Genomic DNA, 22,987 nt, shown 5'->3' on the forward strand with positions numbered 1-22,987 from the left:
GGGGACCGCATGACCGAGGCACGCCCGGGCGAGGCGCCGGCGGACCTCACCGGTCCCGAGCGCCGCATGTGGGAGGCGTTCCGCACGGGCGCCGTCTGCGACCTGAGCGCGCGGGCCGCCGACCGGGACGATCCGCACGCCGAGCGGGCCTGGGGGCCGGAGCGTGCCGTCCGGGCCGACGTGGTGGCGCTGCTGCTGCTCCACGGGCCGCCCCCGGTGCCGGGCAGGGTGGCCTCGCTCAAGCTGCGCGGCGTACGGATCACCGGGCGGCTCGACCTCTCGGGCGGTGCGGTGGCCCCGTACGTGGAGCTCCAGTCCTGCCGGTTCGACGGAGAGGTCCAGCTCTCGGAGGCCCGCTTCGGCACGGTGCGCCTGGTCAACTGCGCGGTCCCGCGGCTGGATGCGGCGCGGCTGCACACCGAGGGCGACCTGCACCTGCCGCGCTGCCGGGTGGCCCGGGGCATCCGGCTGACCGACGCGCAGATCGGCACCGACCTGCTGATCAGCCAGGCGGTGGTGCAGCGGGACAGCAAAGGCCGGGCCGTCGTCGCCGACGGCATGTCGGTCGCGCAGGACTTCCAGGGCGAGATGCTGGAGACCTACGGCGAGGTGAGCCTGCGGGGCGCGAAGGTCGGCGTGTCGATGAACCTGCGCGGGGCCCGCCTGCGCAACCCGTACGGGCGCTTCGCGCTGAACGCCCCGCAGCTGACCGTCGAGCGGACCCTGTACCTGACCTCGATCGCGCTGGACCACCTCCCCGGCTCCCCCTCCTCCACTCCCCCGTACGGTCTGGGCCTGATGCCGCCGGACGGGCGGCGGCAGCAGCGCTTCGAGTGCCGGGGCGGGCTGCGGCTGGACGACGGCCGCTTCGGCGACGCGATCGACTTCTACGGCGCCCGTTTCCTCCTCACCGAGGAGCAGGAGATATCCCTGCGCCGGATCCAGACCCCCGAGTTCCGCTTCGTCGGCGAGCGGCCGGAGCGCGGGCGGGTGGTGGTGTCGGGGGCCAAGGTGGTCAAGCTGGTCGACAGTTCCACCAGCTGGCCGGGCCCGGGCGGGCTCGCCATCGAGGGCTTCGTCTACGAGACCCTCGCCCCCCGGGGCCACTTCCCCCTCGCCCGGCGCCTGGCCTGGGTGGCGGCGGCCACCCCCGAGTACTCGCCGGACCCGTACGAACGGCTCGCCGCCGTGCTGCGGGCCGGCGGCGAGGACTCCGACGCCCGTCAGGTGCTGCTGACCAAGCAGCGACGCCGCCGGGCCACCCTGCCGCCCGCGGCGCGGGCCTGGGGGTACCTCCAGGACTGGACGGTGGTCTACGGGTACCGGCCGGGGCGGGCGGCGCTGTGGATGGTGGTCCTGTGGGCGGCGGGCGCGCTGCTGTTCTCCCAGCACGATCCCCCGCCGATCAAGGCGGACGAGCACCCGCAGTGGAACGCGGCCCTGTACGCGCTCGACCTCCTGCTGCCGGTGATCGACCTCGGCCAGCAGGGGCACTGGAAGGTGGAGGGCGGCTGGCAGTGGGGCGCGGCGGCCCTCGTCATCCTGGGGTGGATCCTGGCCACCACGGTGGCCGCGGGCGCGTCACGCCTGCTGAGGCGGGGGTGACGGGTCCGGGCCCGCGGCCATTACCCTGTGCCTCGTGACCACCGTTCGCCTGCCCCTGTTCCCGCTGAACTCGGTGCTGTTCCCGGGACTCGTCCTCCCGCTGAACATCTTCGAGGAGCGCTATCGCGCCATGATGAGCGAGCTCCTGAAGACGGGCGAGGACGAACCGCGCCGGTTCGCGGTCGTCGCCATCCGCGACGGCCGGGAGGTCGCGCCGACCGCGCCCGGCCTCCCGGACCAGACGGCCCTCCCCGAGCGGGGACCGGCCGCCGGTTTCGGCACGGACCCCATCCAGGCCTTCCACCGGGTGGGCTGCATCGCGGACGCGGCGACGATCCGGGAGCGGGAGGACGGCAGCTTCGAGGTCCTGGCGACCGGCACGACGCGGGTCCGCCTGGTGTCCGTGGACTCCTCGGGCCCCTACCTGACGGCGGAGCTGGAAGAGCTCCCCGAGGACAAGGGCGAGGGTGCCGGCGCCCTGGCCGAGGGGGTCCTGCGGGCCTTCCGCGCCTACCAGAAGCGGCTGGCCGGGGCCCGCGAGCGGTCCCTGACGGGCGCGGAGCTCCCCGACGAGCCGTCGGTGGTCTCCTACCTGGTGGCCGCGGCGGCGGTGCTGGACATCCCGGCGAAGCAGCGGCTGCTCCAGGCCCCGGACACGGCGACGCGGCTGGCGGAGGAGCTGAAGCTGCTGCGCGCGGAGACCGCGGTGATCCGCCACCTCCCGTCGCTGCCGGCGGTGGACCTGACCCGCTCCCCCACGAGCCCGAACTGATGGCGAGGAGGAAGGCGCAGCCGGCGGGCACCCCGGCGATCGTCGCCCTGGCGGCGGCGGGCGTCCCCTTCGCCACCCACGCGTACGAGCACGACCCGGCGCACCCCTCGTACGGCGAGGAGGCCGCCGAGGCCATGGGCGTCTCCCCGGACCAGGTGTTCAAGACGCTGGTCACGGACGTGGACGGGGTCCTGACGGTGGCCGTGGTGCCGGTGTCGGGCTCGCTGGACCTCAAGGCCCTGGCGACGGCGGTCGGCGGGAAGCGGGCGGCGATGGCCGACCCGGTGCTGGCGGAGCGCACGACGGGGTACGTCCGGGGCGGCATCTCGCCGCTGGGGCAGCGCAAGCGGCTGCGCACGGTACTGGACGCCTCGGCGTCGGACCGCGCCACGATCTGCGTGTCGGCGGGCCGCCGGGGCCTGGAGGTCGAGCTGTCCCCCGCGGACCTGGCCGCTCTGACGGGGGCCGTCCTGGCCCGCATCGCCCGCGCCTGACCGCGGGGCGGCCGACCACCGGGTCCTCGGGCCGCAGGCCCCCGCGCGTGATCAGCCTCGCGAGGTCAGCCCCGCGGGGGCTCCGGCGCGGCCGGATCGGCGTGGACGTGCGGCGGCGGGTACTGGGCGGCGGCCCACTCCGGTACCGGCTCGGGGTCGTGCGGGGACCACAGGGCCGTCAGCCCGAGGTGCACGAGCACGGCGGCCATCGGCCACGCGAGCAGCACCCCGTGCGCCAGCAGCTGGAGCGGCGCGTCGAACGGGGCCCCCTTGCCGGCCTGCCGCGCGGCGGTGACCAGATCCGCGGACGGGCCCAGCCACAGGCCGAGCCGCCAGCCCACCAGCGCGGCGAAGCAGGAGCCGACCGCCAGACCGACCACCAGCGTCACGCCGCCGGCCCGGCGCCACAGGAAGACGCCGACGGCGCTCAGCACACCCAGACCGGCGGCCAGCAGGAAGAACGTGCCGTCAGCCCCGATCCGGGCCTCGCTCTCGGAGTTCCGCAGGAACACCGCCTCCCCGTTGGAGACGTACTGCGCCCGCGGCGCCAGCCACGCCCACAGCAGTCCGAGGAGCACGCCGGCCACACCGACCGCGAGGGCGACGGCGGCGCCGTCCCGGACGTCCGCCGGGGTGACGGCGGCCTCGCCCCCGCCGGCCTTGCGGGGCGGCGGCGACGGCGGGTCGAAGGGGGAGGGCGGGGTCACGGCTTCGGTCACCCCCACATCGTGCCAGGTAAGCCCGGCACCGGCTTCAGCGGACCGCCGCCCGGCGGTACGCCCAGGTGGCGACGGCCAGCGACAGCACGCCGACGGCGGCGCACACGCCGAGGTCGAGGAGGACCACGGCCCAGTCGGGGTCCGCCGCGAAGGTACGGGCGAAGGCCTCCACCCCGTACGTGGACGGCAGCAGGTCCCGCGCCCACACGATCACCTCCGGCATCCGCTCCGGCGGCAGCACCCCCAGCAGCAGCGCCGCGGACATGCCGAGCTGTCCGGCCAGCGTGGCCAGCTCCTGGCGCGGCGCGAGCAGCCCCAGGGCCGCACCGAGCCCGGCCAGCGCGGCCCCGGCCAGCGGCACCACCGCGGCCAGGATCCACAGGCCGCCCATCGGCAGCCCGAAGAGCACGCACCCGAACACCGCGGTGACCAGGGTGCCCGGCAGGGTGAAGGAGGCGTACGCGGCGGCCGCGCCCAGCACCACCGACGCGGGCGGCACCGGCAGGGTGGCGTAGTGGTCGAGCCCTCCGCCGGCCCGCAGTTGCCCGAAGTACTGCGCGAGCAGGTTCAGCGCGACGAAGGCGACCACCAGCACGGAGGAGCCGGCCACGACGGCCCGCGCCTCCGAACCGCCGTCCACCACGCCCCGCATCAGGATCATGATGCCGACGGACTGGAAGGTGGCCACGAACAGCAGCGGGATGCGCGCGACCCGGGCCCGGGACAGCTGTGCCCGGTACACGGCGGCCAGCGCGGGGAAGAACCGCGCCTTCGGCGCCAGCTCGGCCGGGGCGCACGCGGTCCCGGCGGAGACGCCCACGGCGTCCGCGGCAGCGGTAGTCACGACTTGACCAGACCCTTCATCCGCCCACCCAGCGCCAGGTAGACGTCCTCCAGGCTCGGCGTCGCCAACGTGAAATCGTCGAGGGCGGCGAACGCCGGCCCCCCGGTGACGGCGGCCACCGCGGCTCGCGCCTCCTCCGGCGGCAGCCGCAGCACCCAGCGGCGCCCGGACTCGGCGGCCAGCGGGGCGAGCGCCGCGACCTCCGGCACCTCCAGCGGCGCGGCGGAGCGCCACACCAGCTCCAGCCGGACCTCGCCGGAGACCTTGGCCTTCAGCCCGGACGGGGTGTCGCAGGCGATGACCTTGCCCTGGTCGATGACGGCGACCCGGTCGAGGACGGTCTCGGCCTCGATGACGTTGTGCGTGACGAGCAGGACGGTCGCGCCGTACCGCTCGCGCCGCCGGTCGACGGCCGACCAGACAGCCCGCCGGGCGAGCGGGTCCATGCCGGTGGTGGGCTCGTCGAGGACCAGGAAGGGCCGCTCGCCCACCAGCGCGGCGGCGAAGCAGGCCAGGCGCCGCTGCCCGCCGGAGAGCTTCTTCAGGGGCCGCCCGGCGATCTCGGTCAGCCCGAGCTCGTCCAGTACGCGGTCGCGCGCCGCCCGCGCCGCCCGGGCGTCGAGCCCGCGCAGCCGGCCGGTGGTCTCGGCGGCCAGGGACACGGTCAGCTCGTCCAGGGCGGTGGACTCCTGCCCCAGGTAGGCGAGGAGCCGGGCCGCCCGCCCGGGGTGGCGTACGAGGTCGTGTCCGAGCAGGGTCACGGTGCCCGCGTCCGGCCGCATCAGCCCGGTGAGCTGGCGGACCAGGGTGGACTTGCCGGCGCCGTTGGGGCCGAGGAGGCCGAAGATCTCGCCCCGCCGCACGTCGAGGCAGACGCCGTCCGTGGCGCGGGTCTCGGGCAGGGCGGGAGCTCCGCGCCGACCGCGCACCGCGGGATACGTCTTGACCAGGTCACGCACCGCGCAGACCACGTCGGAGGCCGCTTCCGCGGCTGCTGCCGTGCCGCGCTTCCCGCGGGGTTCCGCCTGTGCTGTGCCCGTGCTCACGAGGGAGCAGCCTACGGGGTTCCCGCCCCTACTCGGCCGCCGGGGCCGACGGCGCCGCCGCGACTCCGGGGTCGGCGGGGCCCGCGCCGGGCGGTGCGGCCGGTACGGCGGCCACGTGCTCGGCGGCCGCGCGGACGTCGATCTCCCGCCAGAAACCGGCGCGGATGGCGTACCGGTCGTGTTCGTCGATCTGGTCGTCCTTGTGCGCGAGGAGCCCGAACCGGGCGGCGTAGCGCAGCAGCTCCCCGTCGATGCGGTGCGGGATCCGCGGGTACATCGTGGCCAGCTTCTGGAGGTGCACGCTTTCCGGGAGCCGTTCCATCCACCGCCGGGCGAACACCTGCCCGACCTCGAACGGGTCGCCGCCGACCGTGGTGATGTCCTCCTCGCGGTCCGCCCAGCGCTGCTCGGCGCTGGTGAGCTGGGCGAGGGTGGGCAGGGAGGCGGTCTCGGCGGGTTCCCCGAGCGGGCCGGCGCGGTCGATCCAGCCCTTGTCGGAGGACCAGCGCAGGGCGCTGCCGGCCGGGGGCTGACCGCCGTTGCCCCCGGCCGGCCCGGCGCTCGGCGGTCCGGGGGCCCGCAGCGAGCCGGCGAGGTCCTTGGGCGTGGGTACGGTCCTGCCCCCGGAGGCGGCGGGCGCGGGGACCGGTACGCCGCCCTGCTGCTGCTCCTCGCCCGCGGCGGTGCCGTTGCGGGCGGCCTCGGCGAGCGCGGCCTCGGGCAGCGGGGCGGAGAGGATGGCGGCGATGTCGGGCCGCGGGGCGGGCGGCGGTGAGCACAGCCCGGCCAGGTCCTTGGCCCGTACGGCGCGGGTGATCCAGGCCCGGTCCAGCACGCGGCGCTCGTCGGCCTCGGCGACGAGGTCCTCGGACTGGTTGTAGTCGCCGTCGGCGGCCTGGACGGCCCACAGGTGGACGGCGACCCCGTGCTCCTTGGCGGACATCAGCCCGGGCAGCAGGTCGCCGTCGCCGGTCACCAGGACGACGTCGGAGCAGGCGCGGTTGCGGGCCAGCTCGGTGAGTTCGGCGTGCATGGCGGCGTCGACGCCCTTCTGTGCCCAGCGTCCGTCGCTCCGGGTCAGGGCGCCCAGCCGGACGGTGACGCGGGGCATGACGCGCAGCCGCCGGTGCTCGGGCTGCGGCACCCGGTCGGGTGCGCCGTCGAACCAGTAGATGCGCAGCAGGGGCTGCTCGGTGTCGGCCTCGGCCCGCTCGCGCAGGCCCTGGATGAGGGCGGCATGGTCGACGGTGATGCGGGAGCGCGAGGGCTCCCCTGCGAGAAGGCTGGCGGCGGCGCCCAGCAGATAGCCGGCGTCCACCAGGACGACGCAGCGGTCCACGCGTTCCACCCTCTTCCGTGGGGGTCCTCTGGATATTCCCCGAGTCTGCCCGACCGCAAGGGCGTTGACGGCCGGAACTCGATCATCGGCGTGGCGGATCTCACGCGGGGCGCGGAAGAGGGCACGGGAGACCGTCGGCTACGCGCAGTAATGATCCAAAATGCGCGGTTTCTGGCGTTGTGTGAGTGTGAAGGCGTCCTGGCCCCTAGACCCTCACGGAGGCTCCACCATGGCCAAGAACAAGAACCAGAAGCAGCCGGCGAAGCAGCAGAACCGCTCGTCCGCGCCGGACCAGGCGAAGAGCTCGGCGGAGTCCTCGTCGGAGTCGATGTCCCAGGCGCCGAGTCCGATGGACATGGCCCACAAGAGCAAGCAGAAGAAGTTCGGCCACAACTGACGCCCGCGGGCCCGCGCCCGCGCGTGAAGTGACGGAAGGGCCCGCCCGGCATCGCCGGGCGGGCCCTTCCGTACGGTCGGCGGCCGTGCCTATCCGGCCAGACAGGCCGGTCCGAGCAGCACCTTGAGGTCGCCGAACAGCGCCGGGTCGGGCTTGACGCGGTGCTTGTCGAGCCGCAGGACGGTGGTCGACCGGGGGCCCTGGAGCTTGATCCGCACCTCGGTGTTGCCCTGGTGGTGGCGCAGGATCTCGCCCAGCCGGGTCACCATCGGCGGCGTGACCTTGACGGTGGGGATGGTGAGGACGACGGGCGCGTTGGTGCCGGCCGAGGAGACGTCGGGGACCATCATCTCCATCGCGACCAGCCGGGGGACGTCCTCGCGCTTGTCGAGGCGGCCCTTGACGAAGACGACGGTGTCCTCGACCAGCTGGGTGGAGACGAGCTGGTAGGTCGCGGGGAAGAACATGCACTCGATGGAGCCGGCCAAGTCCTCGACGGTGGCGATGGCCCAGGCGTTGCCCTGCTTGGTCATCTTGCGCTGGAGGCCCGAGATGATGCCGCCGATGGTGACGACCGCGCCGTCGGAGTGCTCTCCGCCGGTCAGCTGGGAGATGCCGGCGTCCGTCTTGTCGGACAGCACGTGCTCCAGGCCGAAGAGCGGGTGGTCGGAGACGTAGAGGCCGAGCATCTCGCGCTCCTGGGCGAGCAGGTAGGACTTCTCCCACTCGACGTCGGAGAAGACCACGTCGAGGCCGAAGCCGGGCTCGTCGCCCGCGCTCTCGTCGCCCATCGCGCCGAAGAGGTCGAACTGTCCCTCGGCCTCCTTGCGCTTGACCGCCACCACGTTGTCGATCATCGGTTCGTGGTGGGCGACGAGGCCCTTGCGGGTGTGGCCCATCTCGTCGAAGGCCCCGGCCTTGATCAGCGACTCGACGGTGCGCTTGTTGCAGACGACGGCCTCGACCTTGTCCAGGAAGTCGGGGAAGGAGGAGAACTTCCCCTTCGCCTTCCTGCTCTTGATGATCGATTCCACGACGTTGGTGCCGACGTTGCGGACGGCGGTGAGGCCGAAGAGGATCACGTCGTCGCCCTGGGCCGCGAAGTTCGGCTCCGACTCGTTCACGTTCGGCGGCAGGACCTTGATGCCCATGCGCCGGCACTCGTTGAGGTAGATCGCGGACTTGTCCTTGTCGTCCTTGACCGAGGTGAGCAGACCGGCCATGTACTCGGCCGGGAAGTTCGCCTTGAGGTAGGCGGTCCAGTAGGAGACGAGCCCGTAGGCGGCCGAGTGGGCCTTGTTGAAGGCGTAGCCGGCGAAGGGGACCAGGACGTCCCAGAGTGCCTTGATCGCCTGGTCGCTGAAGCCCTTCTTCTTGGCCCCCGCCTCGAAGATGACGAAGTTCTTCGCCAGCTCGTCGGGCTTCTTCTTGCCCATCACGCGACGCAGGATGTCGGCCTCGCCGAGCGAGTACCCGGCGATGATCTGGGCGGCCTTCTGGACCTGCTCCTGGTAGACGATCAGGCCGTAGGTGACGGCGAGGACCTCTTCGAGCGGGCCCTCCAGCTCCGGGTGGATCGGGGTGATCTCCTGCTGCTTGTTCTTGCGCAGGGCGTAGTTCGTGTGCGAGTTCATGCCCATCGGACCCGGCCGGTACAGGGCCGAGACGGCGGAGATGTCCTCGAAGTTGTCGGGCTTCATCAGGCGCAGCAGGGAGCGCATGGGCCCGCCGTCGAACTGGAAGACGCCGAGGGTGTCGCCACGGCCGAGCAGTTCGAAGGTCTTGGGGTCGTCGAGCGGGAGGCCGAGGAGATCGATGTCGATCCCCTTGTTGGCCTTCACCATCTTGACGGCGTCGTCCATGATCGTGAGGTTGCGCAGGCCGAGGAAGTCCATCTTCAGCAGGCCGAGCGACTCGCAGCTCGGGTAGTCCCACTGGGTGATGGTGACGCCGTCGGAGTGCCGCACCCAGACGGGCACGTGGTCGGTGATCGTCTCGCTGGACATGATCACGCCGGCGGCGTGCACGCCCATCTGCCGGACCAGTCCCTCCACACCGCGGGCGGTGTCGATGACCTTCTTCACGTCCGGCTCGTTCTCGTACATCCCGCGGATCTCGCCGGCCTCGCTGTAGCGGGGGTGCGTCGGGTCGAGGATGCCGGAGAGCGGGATGCCCTTGCCGAGGACGTCCGCGGGCATGGCCTTGGTGAGCCGGTCGCCCATGGCGTAGGGGTAGCCGAGGACGCGGGCGGAGTCCTTGATCGCGTTCTTGGCCTTGATGGTGCCGTAGGTGCCGATCATGGCGACCTTGTCGGCGCCGTACTTCTCGGTCACGTACCGGATCACCTCGACGCGCCTGCGCTCGTCGAAGTCGATGTCGACGTCGGGCATGGAGACGCGCTCGGGGTTCAGGAAGCGCTCGAAGATCAGGCCGTGGGTGATCGGGTCGAGGTCGGTGATGCCCATGGCGTACGCGACGATCGATCCGGCCGCGGAGCCTCGGCCCGGGCCCACCGCGATGCCCTGGTTCTTCGCCCACATGATGAAGTCGGCGACCACGAGGAAGTAGCCGGGGAAGCCCATCGAGATGATCGTGTCCATCTCGTACTCGGCCTGCTTCATCCGGTCCTCCGGGATGCCCCCCGGGTAGCGGCGCTCCATGCCGCGCATGGTCTCCTCGCGGAACCACGTGACCTCGGTGTAGCCGTCCGGGATGTCGAACTTCGGCATCAGGTTCCGGAACTGGAACATGCCCTCGGTGTCGACCTGCTCCGCGACCAGCCGGGTGTTGGCGCAGCCCTCCTGCCAGGCGTCCGAGGAGTCGATGGCGTACATCTCGTCCGTGGACTTCAGGTAGTAGCCGGTGCCGTCGAAGCGGAAGCGGTCCGGGTCGGAGAGGTTCTTGCCGGTCTGGATGCAGAGCAGGGCGTCGTGGGCGCCGGCCTCGCTGGCGTAGGTGTAGTGCGAGTCGTTCGTGACCAGCGGCGGGATGCCGAGCTTCTTGCCGATCTCCAGGAGCCCGTCGCGGACCCGGCGCTCGATCTCGATGCCGTGGTCCATCAGCTCCAGGAAGTACCGCTCCTTGCCGAAGATGTCCTGGTACTCGGAGGCGGCCTTGAGGGCCTCGTCGAACTGGCCGAGGCGCAGCCGGGTCTGGATCTCGCCGGAGGGGCAGCCGGTGGAGGCGATGAGCCCCTCGGACCACTGGCTGATCGTCTCCTTGTCCATGCGGGGCCACTTGGTGAGCCAGCCCTCGGCGTACGCGTCGGAGGACAGCCGGAAGAGGTTGTTCAGGCCGGTGGCGTTCGCCGCCCAGATCGTCTTGTGGGTGTAGCCGCCGGAGCCGGAGACGTCGTCGCGCTTCTGGTGCGGCTGGCCCCACTGGATGCGCCGCTTGTTGCGCCGGGACTCGGGGGCGACGTACGCCTCGATGCCGATGATCGGGGTGATCCCGGCCTTCTTCGCGGTGTGGAAGAAGTCGTAGGCCCCGTGCAGGTTGCCGTGGTCGGACATCGCGATGTGGGACATGCCCATCTCGTTGCACGCGTTGAACATGTCCTTCAGCCGCGCGGCACCGTCCAGCAGGGAGTACTGGGTGTGGACGTGCAGGTGCGTGAACGGCGGTTTGGTCACGGTGGGGATCCTCCGGCGGGGAGAGAGGGCGGCAGCTACGAATCCTACGTCTCCCGGATGACAGATCACGGGCACCGACGGGTACGGTCGTCCGTTGCAGAACCAAGGACCCCGGTCCTGCCAGCACGGTCAGCACAGCGCTCCACCCGCGCTCCACCCCGCGCCACCAGGAGGCATCCGCCATGGCGGTTCCCGAGACGACCGACGAACAGCGTGCCGAGCAGATACTCGGTGTGTTCGACACCGCGTTCGGCGAGCTCCTCGCAGCCGACCCGGCTGCCTTCCAGGTCAAATTCCGCAAGATGGCGGCCTCGGCCTTCGCCTTCTACCGCGGCACGGCCTGCCTCTTCTACGCGGACCTGGAGCGCGACGGACAGGGCGGCCCCTACGTGGACGAGCGCACCGGCCGGGTGTGGATCCACGGCGACCTGCACGCCGAGAACTTCGGCACGTACATGGACTCCAACGGCCGGCTGGTCTTCAACGTCAACGACTTCGACGAGGCGTACGTCGGCCCCTTCACCTGGGACCTGAAGCGGTTCGCGGCCTCCGTGGCGCTGATCGGCTACACCAAGGCGCTCAGCGACGAGCAGATCAGCGACCTGGTGCGGACCTACGCCGGCGCCTACCGGGAGCGCGTCCACCGCCTGGCCGCCGGGGCCAAGTACGAGGAGGTGCCCTCCTTCACCCTGGACACCGCCGACGGCCCGCTGCTGGGCGCCCTGCGCGCGGCCCGCGCGCGCACCCGCTTCTCCCTGCTGGACTCGATGACGGAGATCCGGGAGTTCGAGCGCCGCTTCGCGCCCGGCGCGGGCACCATCGAGCTCGACGCGGCGACGCGCTACAAGGTCCTGGACGCCTTCGACGGCTACCTGGAGACGCTGCCCGACGAGTCCCTGGTCCGGCCCGACTCCTACCGGGTCAAGGACGTGGTGGGCCGCCGGGGCGTCGGCATCGGCTCGGCCGGGCTGCCCTCGTACAACATCCTGCTGGAGGGGCACAGCGACGCCCTGGAGAACGACGTCGTGATCTACCTCAAGCAGGCGCAGACCCCGGCGGTCTCCCGTCACGTCACCGACCGGGCCGTCCGCGACTACTTCCACCACGAGGGCCACCGCACGGTGATCTCCCAGCGCGCCCTGCAGGCGCACGCCGACCCGTGGCTGGGGTGGACGGAGCTGGACGGCTCCGGGCAGCTGGTGGCGGAGGTCTCCCCGTACGCGGTGGACCTGGACTGGGCGGACCTGGACGACCCGGAGGAGATCGCCGCCGTCGTCGCCGACCTGGGCCGGGCCACGGCGACCATGCACGGGGCGGCCGACGAGGCGGAGAGCGGCCACTCCCTGGTCCCGTTCTCGACCGAGCGGGCCATCGACGCGGCGATCGCTGCCGACGAGGAGGGCTTCGCGGAGCTGCTCGTGGAGTTCGCCCACGCGTACGGCGCCCGGGCCCGCGCCGACCACCAGATCTTCGTGGACCTCTTCCGCAACGGCCGCCTGATGCCGTGAGCCGCGGGAGCCGGGCCCTGTGGACCGGCTCCACAGGGTCTCGTGGCACACTCGCGACGATGGACATATCAGGGGCAGGACTCCGAGGGCTGCGGGCCGCGCTGTTCAGCGCGTTCGTCGTGCTGCTGTCCGCGGGCTCTCACGTCCTGATGTCCCGGGTGCCGCTTCCGGCCCCGCTGCTGGCCGGGGCCTTCGCCGGCGTCTTCGTGATCGCCTACGCGCTGGCCGGCCGGCGGCGGGCCTTCGGGCCGATCGCCGGGCTGCTCGTACCGCTGGAGCTGGCCGCCGACACCGTCTTCACCGCCGGGCAGCACCTCTGCTACGGCCCGGCGGGCGGACCGGTCTCCGGGCCGCTGCGCGCGATGGGCCTGGACGCGCTGTGCGGCGGCTCCCCGGTGGGCGGGCCGCTGACCGAGGTGGCCGGGCCCGTCGCCGATCCGGCGACGCTGCTGGCCTCGCCCGGGCCATGGACGCCCTGGCTGCTGCTCGGGGCGCACGTGTCGGTCGGCCTGGTGGCCGCCGGGTGGCTGCACTGCGGCGAGCGGGCGCTGGCCCAGCTGCTGCGGGCGGTCGCCGTCGGCGCGTTCCGTCCGCTGCTGCTGGCGGTGGCCTCGGTGGCGCCGGCCCCGCGACCGGCGCGGCGGGTGCTGCGGTCGGTGCTCCCGGGCGCGGGGGCCCGTACCCGGTTCCCCGCCCACTCCGTGGGACGGCGGGGGCCGCCCGTGCCCGGTGCGCTCGCGCGCGCCTGACGTACGGACGACACCCCCATCACATCGCATTCCACGGAGATCACCATGAGTTCACGCAACAGCCAGGCGAACAAGGCGGCGGCCCGCGAGCGGCTCCGCGCCGAGCGCGAGGCCCAGGCGAAGAAGGACAAGGTGCGCCGCCAGCTGGTCGTGGGCGGCGCCGTCGTCGCCGTCCTCGCCATAGCCGGCGCCATCGGCTACGCGGTCGTCCAGTCCGGCAAGCCCGGCTACTGGGAGAAGGCCGCGAAGGCCGACCTGATCAAGCCGAAGAACACCGAGGGCGAGGACGGCACGACGGTCGTCGTCGGCAAGCCCGAGGCGAAGAAGACCCTGGAGCTGTACGAGGACTCCCGCTGCCCGGCCTGCGCCTCGTTCGAGCAGGCCGTCGGCGAGCAGGTCAAGAAGGACGTCGACGCCGGCAAGTACAAGCTCCGGTACTTCGGCGCCACGTTCATCGACAACGCGGTCAAGGGCGAGGGCTCGAAGAACGCGCTGAGCGCCCTGGGCGCCGCGCTGAACGTCAGCCCGGAGGCCTTCCTCGACTACAAGGCGGCGCTCTACTCCAAGGAACTGCACCCCGAGGAGACCGTCGACAGCTTCGCCAAGGACGACTACCTCCTGAAGGTCGCGGACACGGTTCCGGCGCTCAAGGGCAACGCCGAGTTCAAGAAGGCCGTCGAGGACGGCACCTACGACCGGTGGGCGCTGAAGATGTCCGAGGAGTTCGGCAAGTCCGGCGTGACGGGCACCCCGACGCTGAAGATGGACGGGAAGAAGATCGAGACGCCGGGCACGGGCGACGCGTTCACCGCGGCGATCGACAAGGCCCTGGCAGGCTGATTTCGGCCAACGGGCGGGCGGACTCCAGGAGTTCGCCCGCTCTTTGCGTTCCGAGGGATGTACGGAGGGTCATACCCGCCAGTAACATGATCATCCGTGACCAGTCATCTCCCTTCCCCCGCGCCCTCTTCCACGGGCGTCCCCGCTCCGCGCCGCCGCACGGTCGTGCTGGCCGCGGCCGCCACCGCCGCACTCGCCCCGATCGCCTCGCTGGGCGCCTCCGCGGCCCACGCCGCTCAGAGCGCGCCCGCGTTCCTCCACGGCGTCGCCTCCGGCGACCCGCTCCCCGACGGGGTCCTGCTGTGGACCCGCGTCACCCCCACCGCCGAGGCCGTGCCCGGCTCCGGCCTCGGCCCGGCCGTGCAGGTGGGCTGGGAGGTGGCCGCGGACAAGGCCTTCTCCCGGATCGTCGCCTCCGGCACCGTCGCCGCGAGCGCCGCCTCTGACCACACCGTCAAGGTGGACGTGCGCGGCCTGAGCCCGCAGACGCCGTACTGGTACCGGTTCTCCGCCGGCTCCGCCGTCTCCCCGGCCGGTCGCACCCTGACCACCCCGGCCGCCGGGACGACGACCGCCGCGGTCCGCTTCGGCGTGGTCTCCTGCGCGAACTGGGAGTCCGGCTACTTCTCCGCCTACCGCCACCTGGCCGCCCGCGCCGACCTGGACGCGGTCCTGCACCTGGGCGACTACGTCTACGAGTACGCCTCGGGGGGCTACCCGGAGGCCAGGTACACCGTCCGCCCGCACGAGCCGCGGCACGAGATCGTCTCGCTCGCCGACTACCGCACCCGGCACGGCACGTACAAGACCGACCCCGACCTCCAGGCCCTGCACCAGGCGCACCCCGTCGTCGCGATCTGGGACGACCACGAGTTCGCCAACGACGCCTGGGCGGGCGGCGCGGAGAACCACACCCCGGGCGCCGAGGGCGAGTGGGCGGCCCGCGCGGCCGCCGCCAAGCAGGCGTACTTCGAGTGGATGCCCGTACGCGCCTCCATCGCCGGCACCGTCTACCGGCGGCTGCGCTTCGGCACCCTCGCCGACCTGCACCTCCTCGACCTGCGCTCCTTCCGCTCCCAGCAGGTCAAGGTCGGGAGCGGCTCGGTCGACGACCCGGAGCGCACCCTCACGGGACGGGCCCAGCTGGACTGGCTCAAGGCGGGGCTCGCCGGCTCGGACGCGACCTGGAAGCTGGTCGGCACCTCCGTGATGATCTCCCCGGTGGCCTTCGGCTCACTGCCCGCGCACCTGCTGAAGCCGCTCGCCAAGCTGCTGGGCCTGCCCGAGGGCGGCCTCGCCGTCAACGTGGACCAGTGGGACGGCTACACGGACGACCGCAAGGAGCTGCTGGGCCACCTGAGGGACCGGAACATCAGGAACACCGTGTTCCTGACCGGCGACATCCACATGGCGTGGGCGAACGAGGTCCCGGTGAACATGGCGACCTACCCGGGCTCGGGGACGGCCGCGACCGAGTTCGTGGTCACCTCCGTGACCTCGGACAACCTGGACGACATCCTGCACGTCCCGGCGGACACCGCCTCGCTGGTCGCCGAGTCGGCCGTCAAGGCCGCCAACTGGCACGTGAAGTGGCTCGACATGGACGCGCACGGCTACGGCGTGCTCGACGTGACGGCCGAGCGGTCGCAGATGGACTACTACGTGATCTCCGACAAGCGCCGCCCGGACGCCTCGGCCGCGTGGTCGCGCTCGTACCGGACCCGGAACGGGACCCAGACGGTGGAGCGGGTGCACCAGCCGGTGCGCTGACCGGCCGTCGGACGTGCGCGGCGGCGGGGGCCCTGCCCGGTACGGGCGGGGCGCCCCGCCGCCGCCTCCCCTCAGCGGGGCGCCCCGCCGCCTCCCCGTCCGCCGGGCGGCCCGGGGGACGCCGCGCACGCCCCTACAGGGTGTCGAGGAAGCCGATCGCGACCTTCCAGGCCTGCTCGGCGGCCTCGGCGTCGTAGTCGTCCAGGCCCCCGTCGGTGAACAGGTGCCCGGCGCCCGGATAGCTGTGCACCTCCACGTCCGCCCCGGCCCGCCGCATCCGCAGGTACCAGGCCGTCAGCCAGTCGTGCGGCTCGAAGGGGTCCGGATCGGCGATGTGCAGCTGTACGGGCAGCTCGTCGACCGAGACGTCCGCCTCCAGGTCCGCCGTGCCGTGCAGGAGCAGCAGCCCGCGCGCTTTCTCGTCGGCCAGGGCCAGGTGCTGGGCGACCGAGCCGCCGAAGGAGAACCCGGCGTAGACCAGGCCGCGGTCGGAGAAGGGGGCGGAGGCCAGCACCGCACGCTTGAGCAGCTCGTCGCGGCCGATCTCGTCCTGGTGTGCCATGCCCTCCTCGACGGTCCCGAAGGTGCGCCCCTCGAAGAGGTCCGGCACCTGGACCTCGTGCCCGGCCGCGCGCAGCCGGTCGGCCGCCTCGTGGACCGCGGGCCGCAACCCGTACGTCGAATGGAAAAGCATGATGTTCATGACTCCATCGTGCCAGTTTCCGAGGACGGCTTCCGGTTACGTTCCCCTCATGGAGATGGAGACCTTGCTACGCCCCCTGATCGTCATCGGCGGCTCGTTGCTGATCACCCTGGTCGCGGGGTGGCTGCTCGACCGGCTGCTGCGGCGCATCGACCGACGGCACCCGGAGACCCCCCTGTGGGGGCTGCTGCGCCGCTGCCGGGTGCCGTTCCAGGTCGTGCTGTGCACCGCGCTGCTCCGGGGCTCCTACCGGTCGGCGGGTCTCCTTCCCGAGTACGCCTTCTACATCGGGCGGATCCTCACCCTGGTGACGATCGCCTCCGCGGCCTGGCTGACCGTGCGCATCGCGACGGCCGCGGTCGACTCCACGTACGCCCGCTACGCCTCGGCGGCCCAGGACGACGCCCGCGTCCGCCGCGTGCGCACCCAGGTGACCCTGATCCAGCGGGTGGTCACGGCGGTGGTGGTCGTGGTCGCCCTCGCGGCCATGCTGCTGACCTTCCCGCCGATGAAGGCCGTCGGCGCCTCGATGCTGGCCTCCGCCGGCGTCCTCGGCATCGTCGCGGGCATCGCCGCCCAGTCCTCGCTGGGCAACCTCTTCGCCGGCCTGCAGATCGCCTTCGGCGACACCGTCCGCATCGGCGACACGGTGGTCGTCGACAAGGAGTGGGGCACGGTCGAGGAGATCACCCTGACCTTCCTCACCGTCCGCACCTGGGACGAGCGCCGGATCACGATGCCGGTCTCGTACTTCACGAGCAAGCCGTACGAGAACTGGTCGCGCGGCGGCGCCGAGATGACCGGCACCGTCTTCTGGCACCTCGACCACAGGGCGCCGCTCGACCTCATGCGCGAGCGGTTCGGGGAACTCCTGAAGGAGATCCCCGAATGGGACGGCCGCGGCGCCGGCCTGGCGGTGACCGACACCACCCCGAGCACCGTGCAGGTCCGCGCGATCGTCACGGCGAAGAACGCCGACGACGTCTGGACCGTGCGGTGCGCGGTCCGCGAGCAGATGATCGCCTGGCTCGTCGCCCACCACCCGTACGCCCTGCCCCGCGTCACGACCTCCGAGGCCGCCGCCGCACCGGGCGACCGGGCCGCGACCGCCGAGACCCCGGGAGCCGCCGGCGCGTGAGGCCGGGGCCGCGGCGGGGGCCGACCGGCCGGCCGGCGGGGTCCCGGGGCGGGTGGGGCCCCGGCCTGCTCCGCCCTACGGGTTCCGCAGGCTGCGTACGTCCAGGTGCCGCAGCACCCGGTCCACGATCTCCGGGTCGGACCCGGCCTCGCTGCGCGCGGCCAGCACCTCGTGCCGGGCCGCGGACATCATCTCGCGCTGGATCCGCTGGACGTCCCTGATCCGCTCGACCCGTTGCGCGTACGCCTCCCGGCGTTCCTCGTCCACCATGTCGGGGCTGATGCGGGCCCCCACGTCGTACGCCCGCCGGTACAGCGTCTCCACGAGGTCCTCCGGGAGCTCCTCCACCTCCTGGATCTCCTTCAGCCGCCGCTTGGCGGCCTTGGCGGCGCGGATCGCCAGCGCCCGCTCGGCGTCGCGGTCCGCGTCGGAGTCGGCCTCCACCCCCAGGCGCCGCACCAGCCACGGCAGGGTGAGTCCCTGCACCACGAGGGTCGCCATGATCACCGCGAAGGCGATGAAGACGATCTCGTCCCGCGCGGGGAACGGTTCGCCCGCGTCGGTCTCGAGCGGGATGGCGAGGGCCAGCGCCACCGAGGCCACGCCCCGCATCCCGGCCCACCACATCACGACGCTCTCCCGCCAGCTCACCGGGATCTCCTCGTCGTAGTCGCGCCGCTTGTGCAGCTTCTGCGCGAGCCAGCCGGCCGGCAGCAGCCACACCAGCCGTACGCCGACCACCACGGCGATCACGACGCCCGCCCAGCCGGCCATCTCCCCGGCGCGCCCCTGCGCGGTGCCGAACACGTTGTGGAGCTCCAGGCCGATCAGCCCGAACGCCACCCCCGTGACCAGCATGTCGACGACTTCCCAGAAGGTGTGCCCGGCGAGCCGTCCCAGTACGTCGTCGGCGTCCGACGCGTACTCGGCCAGGAAGAGCGCCGTCGTCAGGACGGCCAGCACCCCCGACCCCTGGAGCTCCTCCGCGACCACGTACGAGACGAACGGCACCAGCAGCGTCAGGCCGATCTGCAGCGTGGCGTCGCCGAGCCTGCTCATCATGCGGTGGGTGATCCAGCCGAAGGCGAGGCCGACGACGACGGCGACGACGGCGGACAGCACGAACTCGCCGAGCGCCTCCGGCCACGAGAAGCTGCCGCTGACGGCGGCGGCGACGGCCACGTGGTAGAGCACGATGGCGGTGACGTCGTTGAAGAGCCCCTCACCCTCCAGGATCGACACCATGCGGCGGGGCAGCCCCAGCGAGCCGGCGACGGCGGTGGCGGCGACCGGGTCGGGCGGCGCGACGAGCGCGCCGAGCGCGACCGCGGCGGCGATCGGCAGCCCGGGCACGGCGGCGTGCGCGACGGCGGCGACGGCGGCCGTCGTGACGAACACCAGGGCCACGGCCAGCAGCAGGATGGGCCGGACGTTGGCGGCGAACTGGCGCCAGGAGGTGCGCTGCACGGAGGCGTACAGCAGCGGTGGGAGCACCAGCGGCAGGATGTAGTCGGGCGGGATGTCGACGTTCGGCACGGCCGGCAGCAGGGCGAGGGCCACCCCGCCGATGGTCATGAGAACGGGTGCGGGCAGTCCGAGCCGGTCTCCGAGCGGGACGGTGACCACGGCCCCGAGCAGCAGCACGAACAGCAGAGCTAGCTGATCCACTCCCCCACCCTGCCAGTCCGCCGCTCCCGGCGTGCCCGGCGAACACCTCCGCCGAACCGTGTCGGCACATCCGGCCCCGACGGCGTGTGAGGCGCGGGGCTCCGGGGGCGGAGCCGCGGGCAGCTGCGCGGCACGACGGGCGCGGGCCGGGCCGCGGTCCGCAGGAGGCCGGGTCAGCTCCCCGCGAGAGGGCGCCGCATCGAGCGGTGCGGGATGCCCGCGTCCAGGAACTCCGGCCCGTACGCCGTGTACCCGAGCCGCTCGTAGAAGCCCAGCGCGTGCGTCTGCGCGCCCAGGTCGACGGCCGTCAGGCCCCGCCCGGCCGCCTCCGCCTCGATCGCGCGGACCAGCGCCACGCCCACGCCGAGCCCGCGCGCGGACGCGGTCACGGCGAGCCGCCCCAGCGAACCGATGTCCGCGGACCCGGTCTTGGCCAGCGCGGCGGGTCCGTGCAGGAGCCGGCCCGTGCCCAGCGGTTCCCCGTCGGCGCCCACGGCCAGCAGGTGCACCGCGTCCGCGTCGTACGCGTCGTACTCGATCGCCGGCGGCACGGACTGCTCTTCCACGAACACCGCCGTCCGGACCGCGAAGCAGGCCGCCATGTCGGCCTCCCCCTCGGCCACCCGGACGGCGAAGGCGGTCACTCGCTCTCCGCCCGGATCACGTCCAGCGCGTTGCGCAGGTCGGCCGGGTAGGTGCTCTCGAACTCGACCCACTGCCCGTCCGACGGGTGCTCGAAGCCGAGCCGGACCGCGTGCAGCCACTGCCGGGTGAGGCCCAGGCGCTTGGCGACGGTCGGGTCGGCGCCGTAGGTCAGGTCGCCTACGCACGGGTGGCGGTGCGCGGCCATGTGCACGCGGATCTGGTGCGTGCGCCCCGTCTCCAGCTTGATGTCCAGCAGCGAGGCGGCGCGGAAGGCCTCGATCAGGTCGTAGTGGGTGACGGAGGGCTTGCCCTCCTGGGTCACGGCCCACTTGTAGTCGGCGCTCGGGTGGCGGCCGATCGGCGCGTCGATGGTGCCGCTCATCGGGTCCGGGTGGCCCTGGACCAGCGCGTGGTAGCGCTTGTCGACGACGCGCTCGCGGAACTGGTTCTTGAGCGAGGTGTAGGCCCGCTCCGACTTCGCGACGGCCATCAGCCCCGAGGTACCGACGTCGAGCCGGTGCACGATGCCCTGGCGCTCGGCGGCGCCGGAGGTGGAGATGCGGTAGCCGGCGGCGGCGAGGCCGCCGATGACGGTGGTGCCGGTCCAGCCGGGGCTCGGGTGGGCGGCGACGCCCACCGGCTTCATGATGACGACGATGTCGTCGTCGTCATGGACGATCTCCATGCCCGGGACGGGCTCGGCGATCACCTCGACGGGCCGCGGCGGGGCGGGCATCTCGACTTCGAGCCAGGCGCCACCGTGCACGCGCTCGGACTTCCCGACGACACTGCCGTCGACCGACACCTTTCCCGCGGCCGCGAGTTCGGCCGCCTTCGTCCGGGAAAAACCGAACATACGGGCGATGGCGGCATCGACGCGCTCGCCCTCGAGGCCATCGGGAACGGGCAGGGTTCGGATCTCGGGAATCGTACTCACCCGTCGAGTATGCAGGACTCGGCAGACGGGCCCTCCCGCGAGCGGCCTCGCGAGCGGCCCCGCGATCAGTCCTTGTGGACGGTGCCGTCCGGGTCCAGGCCCCGGAACGACAGCAGCACGATCAGGATGCCTCCGCACACGATCGCCGAGTCGGCGAGGTTGAAGACCGCGAAGTGCGCCGGCGCGATGAAGTCGACGACCGCCCCGCGGAACACGCCCGGCGAGCGGAAGATCCGGTCGGTCAGGTTGCCCAGGGCGCCGCCGAGCAGCAGGCCCAGCGCGATCGCCCACGGCAGGCTGTAGAGCTTGCGGGCCAGCCGCACGATCACGACGATCACGCTGGCCGCGATACAGGTGAAGATGATCGTGAAGGCCTCGCCGAAGCCGAAGGCGGCGCCCGGGTTGCGGACCGCCTCGAACTTCAGCAGGTCGCCGATGATCTCGATCGGCGGCTGGTGCTCCAGCTTCGCCACGACGAGCAGCTTGCTGCCGAGGTCCAGCACGTAGGCGAGCGTCGCCACGACGAGCAGTGCCACGATCCGCCGGTGCCCCCTGGGCTCCGCGGACTCCGGCTGGGAGTCGTCCCCGACCTCCGGCGTACCGATGATGCGCTCCGCCTCTGCCACGTGAGTCCCTCGAACTAGCTCGAACCAGGTTGCGACACAGCTCCGCCAGGTTCCTGGACCCTGACCGAACACGAGGGTACGTCAGAGCCCCCTCCGGGCGCCCTCCCGGCGCCCCCTCGACCTGCTCCCGCCCGCCCGCGCAGCCCGCTCCGGGAACGGCGGGGCCGGGGCCGGGCCCCGGTGCCGCCGCTCCCTAATGCCGCCGCTCCTGCTTCTGCTTGCAGTCCACGCACAGGGTGGCCCGGGGGAAGGCCTGCATCCTGGCCTTCCCGATGGGCTGCCCGCAGTTCTCGCACAGGCCGTAGGTGCCCGCCTCCAGCCGCTCCAGGGCCCGCTCGGTCTGTTCCAGCATCGAGATGGCGTTCGCCGCGAGGGCCAGCTCGGACTCCCGGGTGATGTTCTTGGTGCCCGTGTCGGCCTGGTCGTCGCCCGCGCCGTCGCCGGAGTCCCGCATCAGCCCCGAGATGGCCGCCTCGGAGGCGTCCAGCTCGGCGCGCAGCCGCAGCACCTCGCTCATCAGCTCGGTGCGCGCCTCGTCGACCTCGCCCTGCGTCCACGGGTCCTCGCCGGGCCGTACGGCGAGCTCGCCCGGCGCGGTGATCTCGGTGACGCGTGTCTTCGGCAGCCCGCTGGTGGCGGCCTCCGCCGTCTTCCTCGCCGTACCGGTGCTCTTCTTGGCAACCACTTTGCGGACTCCCGTCTTCTTCGCGGCATGCGCCGCCCCCTCGGCCGCGGCCGGCTTGGCCGTGGCCTTCCGCTTCTCGACGGCACCCGTCTCGTCGGCGGCGTCCCCGTCCCCGGCCCGGGCCGGGGACGTCTTCCCCGCGGTCGCCTTCGTGGCGGCGGCGGTCTTCCGGGCAGCGGTCTTCCGGGCGGCGGTCTTCTTCCCGGCCGGAGCCGCGTCCTCGACCGCCGCGGCCTTCCCGGCGGCCCTCTTGGCTGTACTCCCGGCGGTTTTCTTCGCCACCATGGCCGCGGCCCCTTCACATACTGTGATCATTGCTCGCGAATCGTGCCGGAACGATAAATCGACTCCGGCCCCGCGGCAACGGGAGCGGGCTCCTTCGTGGCCGACCTGAAACCGTTGTGCCCGCCCGGCAGCCCGGTAATCCGCCGCTCGCACGCCGCTGGATCCCGTACCGGCGCGTCGGCCCGTCCGGGTCACCCGCGCGCCGGCCCGGGACCCCCGCACCGCCCCCGCGCGGCACACCTCCCGGCGCCCCCGCGGCGCCGGCCCGGGCGGCCTCCCCGCGCGCCCCCGCAAACCGGTCGGCCGACCTCGCCCCCGGCCCGTACACTGGCCCCAGCGAGAGGCATGGATGGGGACGAGTAGCGTCGGACGCAGCCAGGAGCGACCCGGGGACGGTGAGAGCCCGGGGGCGAGCGCGACGTGAAGGATCACCCCGGAGCCGCCGGAAGAAAGCCGTACGCAGCCCCCGGGTCGGGTACGGCGAGTAGAACCGGCTTCGCACCCCAATGAGGGGGCCGTCGGACCTGTCCGGGGGCCAAGGAGGGTGGTACCGCGGGAGCCGTGACGGCCCTCGTCCCTCCGGAC

20 protein-coding genes are annotated in these 22,987 nt (G+C 72.8%); 9 read left to right on the top strand and 11 right to left on the bottom strand.

The window, feature by feature from the left end; translation table 11 throughout:
- Positions 1–9 precede the first annotated feature (9 nt).
- From ACFWW8_RS01160 to ybaK, 3 genes are read left to right on the top strand one after another with little or no spacing between them, the layout of a single operon-like run.
- The gene (locus ACFWW8_RS01160) at positions 10–1,605 is read left to right on the top strand and encodes an oxidoreductase (RefSeq protein WP_386521908.1); all 1,596 of its coding nucleotides are present in this window, start codon (positions 10–12) and stop codon (positions 1,603–1,605) included.
- 34 nt (positions 1,606–1,639) lie between these two features.
- The gene (locus tag ACFWW8_RS01165) at positions 1,640–2,377 is read left to right on the top strand and encodes an LON peptidase substrate-binding domain-containing protein (protein WP_386521911.1); all 738 of its coding nucleotides are present in this window, start codon (positions 1,640–1,642) and stop codon (positions 2,375–2,377) included.
- Entirely contained in the window at positions 2,377–2,871 is a 495-nt protein-coding gene (gene ybaK, locus ACFWW8_RS01170; protein WP_386521913.1) for a Cys-tRNA(Pro) deacylase, read from the top strand. The genes ACFWW8_RS01165 and ybaK overlap by 1 nt, the downstream gene beginning before the upstream one ends.
- 65 nt (positions 2,872–2,936) lie before the next feature.
- On the opposite strand, the gene ACFWW8_RS01175 is transcribed toward ybaK, so the two are convergent.
- The 4 genes from ACFWW8_RS01175 to ACFWW8_RS01190 are packed head-to-tail and all read right to left on the bottom strand — an operon-like array spanning position 2,937 to position 6,828.
- A complete protein-coding gene (locus ACFWW8_RS01175; protein WP_386521916.1) occupies positions 2,937–3,590 on the bottom strand; it encodes a hypothetical protein in 654 nt (217 codons plus the stop codon).
- A gap of 34 nt (positions 3,591–3,624) precedes the next feature.
- Positions 3,625–4,434 carry an ABC transporter permease gene (locus ACFWW8_RS01180; protein ID WP_386521918.1) on the bottom strand — a complete coding sequence of 270 codons (810 nt, stop codon included), beginning with the start codon at positions 4,432–4,434 and terminating at the stop codon, positions 3,625–3,627.
- Complete coding sequence (locus ACFWW8_RS01185; RefSeq protein ID WP_386521920.1) at positions 4,431–5,480, bottom strand: ABC transporter ATP-binding protein; 1,050 nt, start codon at positions 5,478–5,480, stop codon at positions 4,431–4,433. Before ACFWW8_RS01185 ends, ACFWW8_RS01180 begins: the two co-directional genes overlap by 4 nt.
- Positions 5,481–5,508: 28 nt before the next feature.
- Positions 5,509–6,828, bottom strand: coding sequence for an NYN domain-containing protein (locus ACFWW8_RS01190; protein ID WP_386521922.1), 1,320 nt, complete (start codon positions 6,826–6,828; stop codon positions 5,509–5,511).
- Positions 6,829–7,048: 220 nt separating this feature from the next.
- On the opposite strand from ACFWW8_RS01190, the gene ACFWW8_RS01195 reads away from it, so the two are divergent.
- A complete protein-coding gene (locus tag ACFWW8_RS01195; protein WP_386521923.1) occupies positions 7,049–7,216 on the top strand; it encodes a hypothetical protein in 168 nt (55 codons plus the stop codon).
- An 89-nt stretch (positions 7,217–7,305) separates the two neighbouring features.
- On the opposite strand, the gene dnaE is transcribed toward ACFWW8_RS01195, so the two are convergent.
- On the bottom strand, positions 7,306–10,848 hold the full coding sequence (gene dnaE / locus ACFWW8_RS01200) for a DNA polymerase III subunit alpha (protein WP_386521926.1): 3,543 nt from the start codon (positions 10,846–10,848) through the stop codon (positions 7,306–7,308).
- Positions 10,849–11,030: 182 nt separating this feature from the next.
- On the opposite strand from dnaE, the gene ACFWW8_RS01205 reads away from it, so the two are divergent.
- The 4 genes from ACFWW8_RS01205 (at position 11,031) to ACFWW8_RS01220 (ending at position 15,715) form a co-directional block, all read left to right on the top strand.
- Positions 11,031–12,356 carry a DUF2252 domain-containing protein gene (locus tag ACFWW8_RS01205; protein WP_386521928.1) on the top strand — a complete coding sequence of 442 codons (1,326 nt, stop codon included), beginning with the start codon at positions 11,031–11,033 and terminating at the stop codon, positions 12,354–12,356.
- A gap of 59 nt (positions 12,357–12,415) precedes the next feature.
- A complete protein-coding gene (locus ACFWW8_RS01210; RefSeq protein ID WP_386521931.1) occupies positions 12,416–13,105 on the top strand; it encodes a hypothetical protein in 690 nt (229 codons plus the stop codon).
- Between the two features lie 45 nt (positions 13,106–13,150).
- Positions 13,151–13,945, top strand: coding sequence for a DsbA family protein (locus ACFWW8_RS01215; RefSeq protein WP_386521933.1), 795 nt, complete (start codon positions 13,151–13,153; stop codon positions 13,943–13,945).
- A 96-nt stretch (positions 13,946–14,041) separates the two neighbouring features.
- Positions 14,042–15,715, top strand: coding sequence for an alkaline phosphatase D family protein (locus ACFWW8_RS01220; protein WP_386521935.1), 1,674 nt, complete (start codon positions 14,042–14,044; stop codon positions 15,713–15,715).
- A gap of 133 nt (positions 15,716–15,848) precedes the next feature.
- On the opposite strand, the gene ACFWW8_RS01225 is transcribed toward ACFWW8_RS01220, so the two are convergent.
- Positions 15,849–16,418 carry a dienelactone hydrolase family protein gene (locus tag ACFWW8_RS01225; protein ID WP_386521937.1) on the bottom strand — a complete coding sequence of 190 codons (570 nt, stop codon included), beginning with the start codon at positions 16,416–16,418 and terminating at the stop codon, positions 15,849–15,851.
- Between the two features lie 55 nt (positions 16,419–16,473).
- Here ACFWW8_RS01225 and ACFWW8_RS01230 point away from each other — a divergent pair, with 55 nt between their 5' ends.
- Positions 16,474–17,556, top strand: coding sequence for a mechanosensitive ion channel family protein (locus tag ACFWW8_RS01230; RefSeq protein WP_386522221.1), 1,083 nt, complete (start codon positions 16,474–16,476; stop codon positions 17,554–17,556).
- Between the two features lie 75 nt (positions 17,557–17,631).
- On the opposite strand, the gene ACFWW8_RS01235 is transcribed toward ACFWW8_RS01230, so the two are convergent.
- The 5 genes from ACFWW8_RS01235 to ACFWW8_RS01255 all read right to left on the bottom strand — a co-directional run bounded on the left by ACFWW8_RS01235 (position 17,632) and on the right by ACFWW8_RS01255 (position 22,402).
- Positions 17,632–19,224, bottom strand: coding sequence for a Na+/H+ antiporter (locus ACFWW8_RS01235; RefSeq protein ID WP_386521940.1), 1,593 nt, complete (start codon positions 19,222–19,224; stop codon positions 17,632–17,634).
- Between the two features lie 173 nt (positions 19,225–19,397).
- Complete coding sequence (locus ACFWW8_RS01240; protein ID WP_386522224.1) at positions 19,398–19,826, bottom strand: GNAT family N-acetyltransferase; 429 nt, start codon at positions 19,824–19,826, stop codon at positions 19,398–19,400.
- Between the two features lie 38 nt (positions 19,827–19,864).
- Complete coding sequence (locus ACFWW8_RS01245) at positions 19,865–20,806, bottom strand: RluA family pseudouridine synthase (RefSeq protein ID WP_267720927.1); 942 nt, start codon at positions 20,804–20,806, stop codon at positions 19,865–19,867.
- Positions 20,807–20,871: 65 nt separating this feature from the next.
- Positions 20,872–21,432 carry a signal peptidase II gene (gene lspA / locus ACFWW8_RS01250; RefSeq protein ID WP_386521942.1) on the bottom strand — a complete coding sequence of 187 codons (561 nt, stop codon included), beginning with the start codon at positions 21,430–21,432 and terminating at the stop codon, positions 20,872–20,874.
- Between the two features lie 193 nt (positions 21,433–21,625).
- On the bottom strand, positions 21,626–22,402 hold the full coding sequence (locus tag ACFWW8_RS01255) for a TraR/DksA family transcriptional regulator (RefSeq protein ID WP_386521945.1): 777 nt from the start codon (positions 22,400–22,402) through the stop codon (positions 21,626–21,628).
- Positions 22,403–22,987: the final 585 nt, after the last annotated feature.

The sequence above is a fragment of the Streptomyces sp. NPDC058701 genome (assembly GCF_042715295.1).
Classification (GTDB): domain Bacteria; phylum Actinomycetota; class Actinomycetes; order Streptomycetales; family Streptomycetaceae; genus Streptomyces.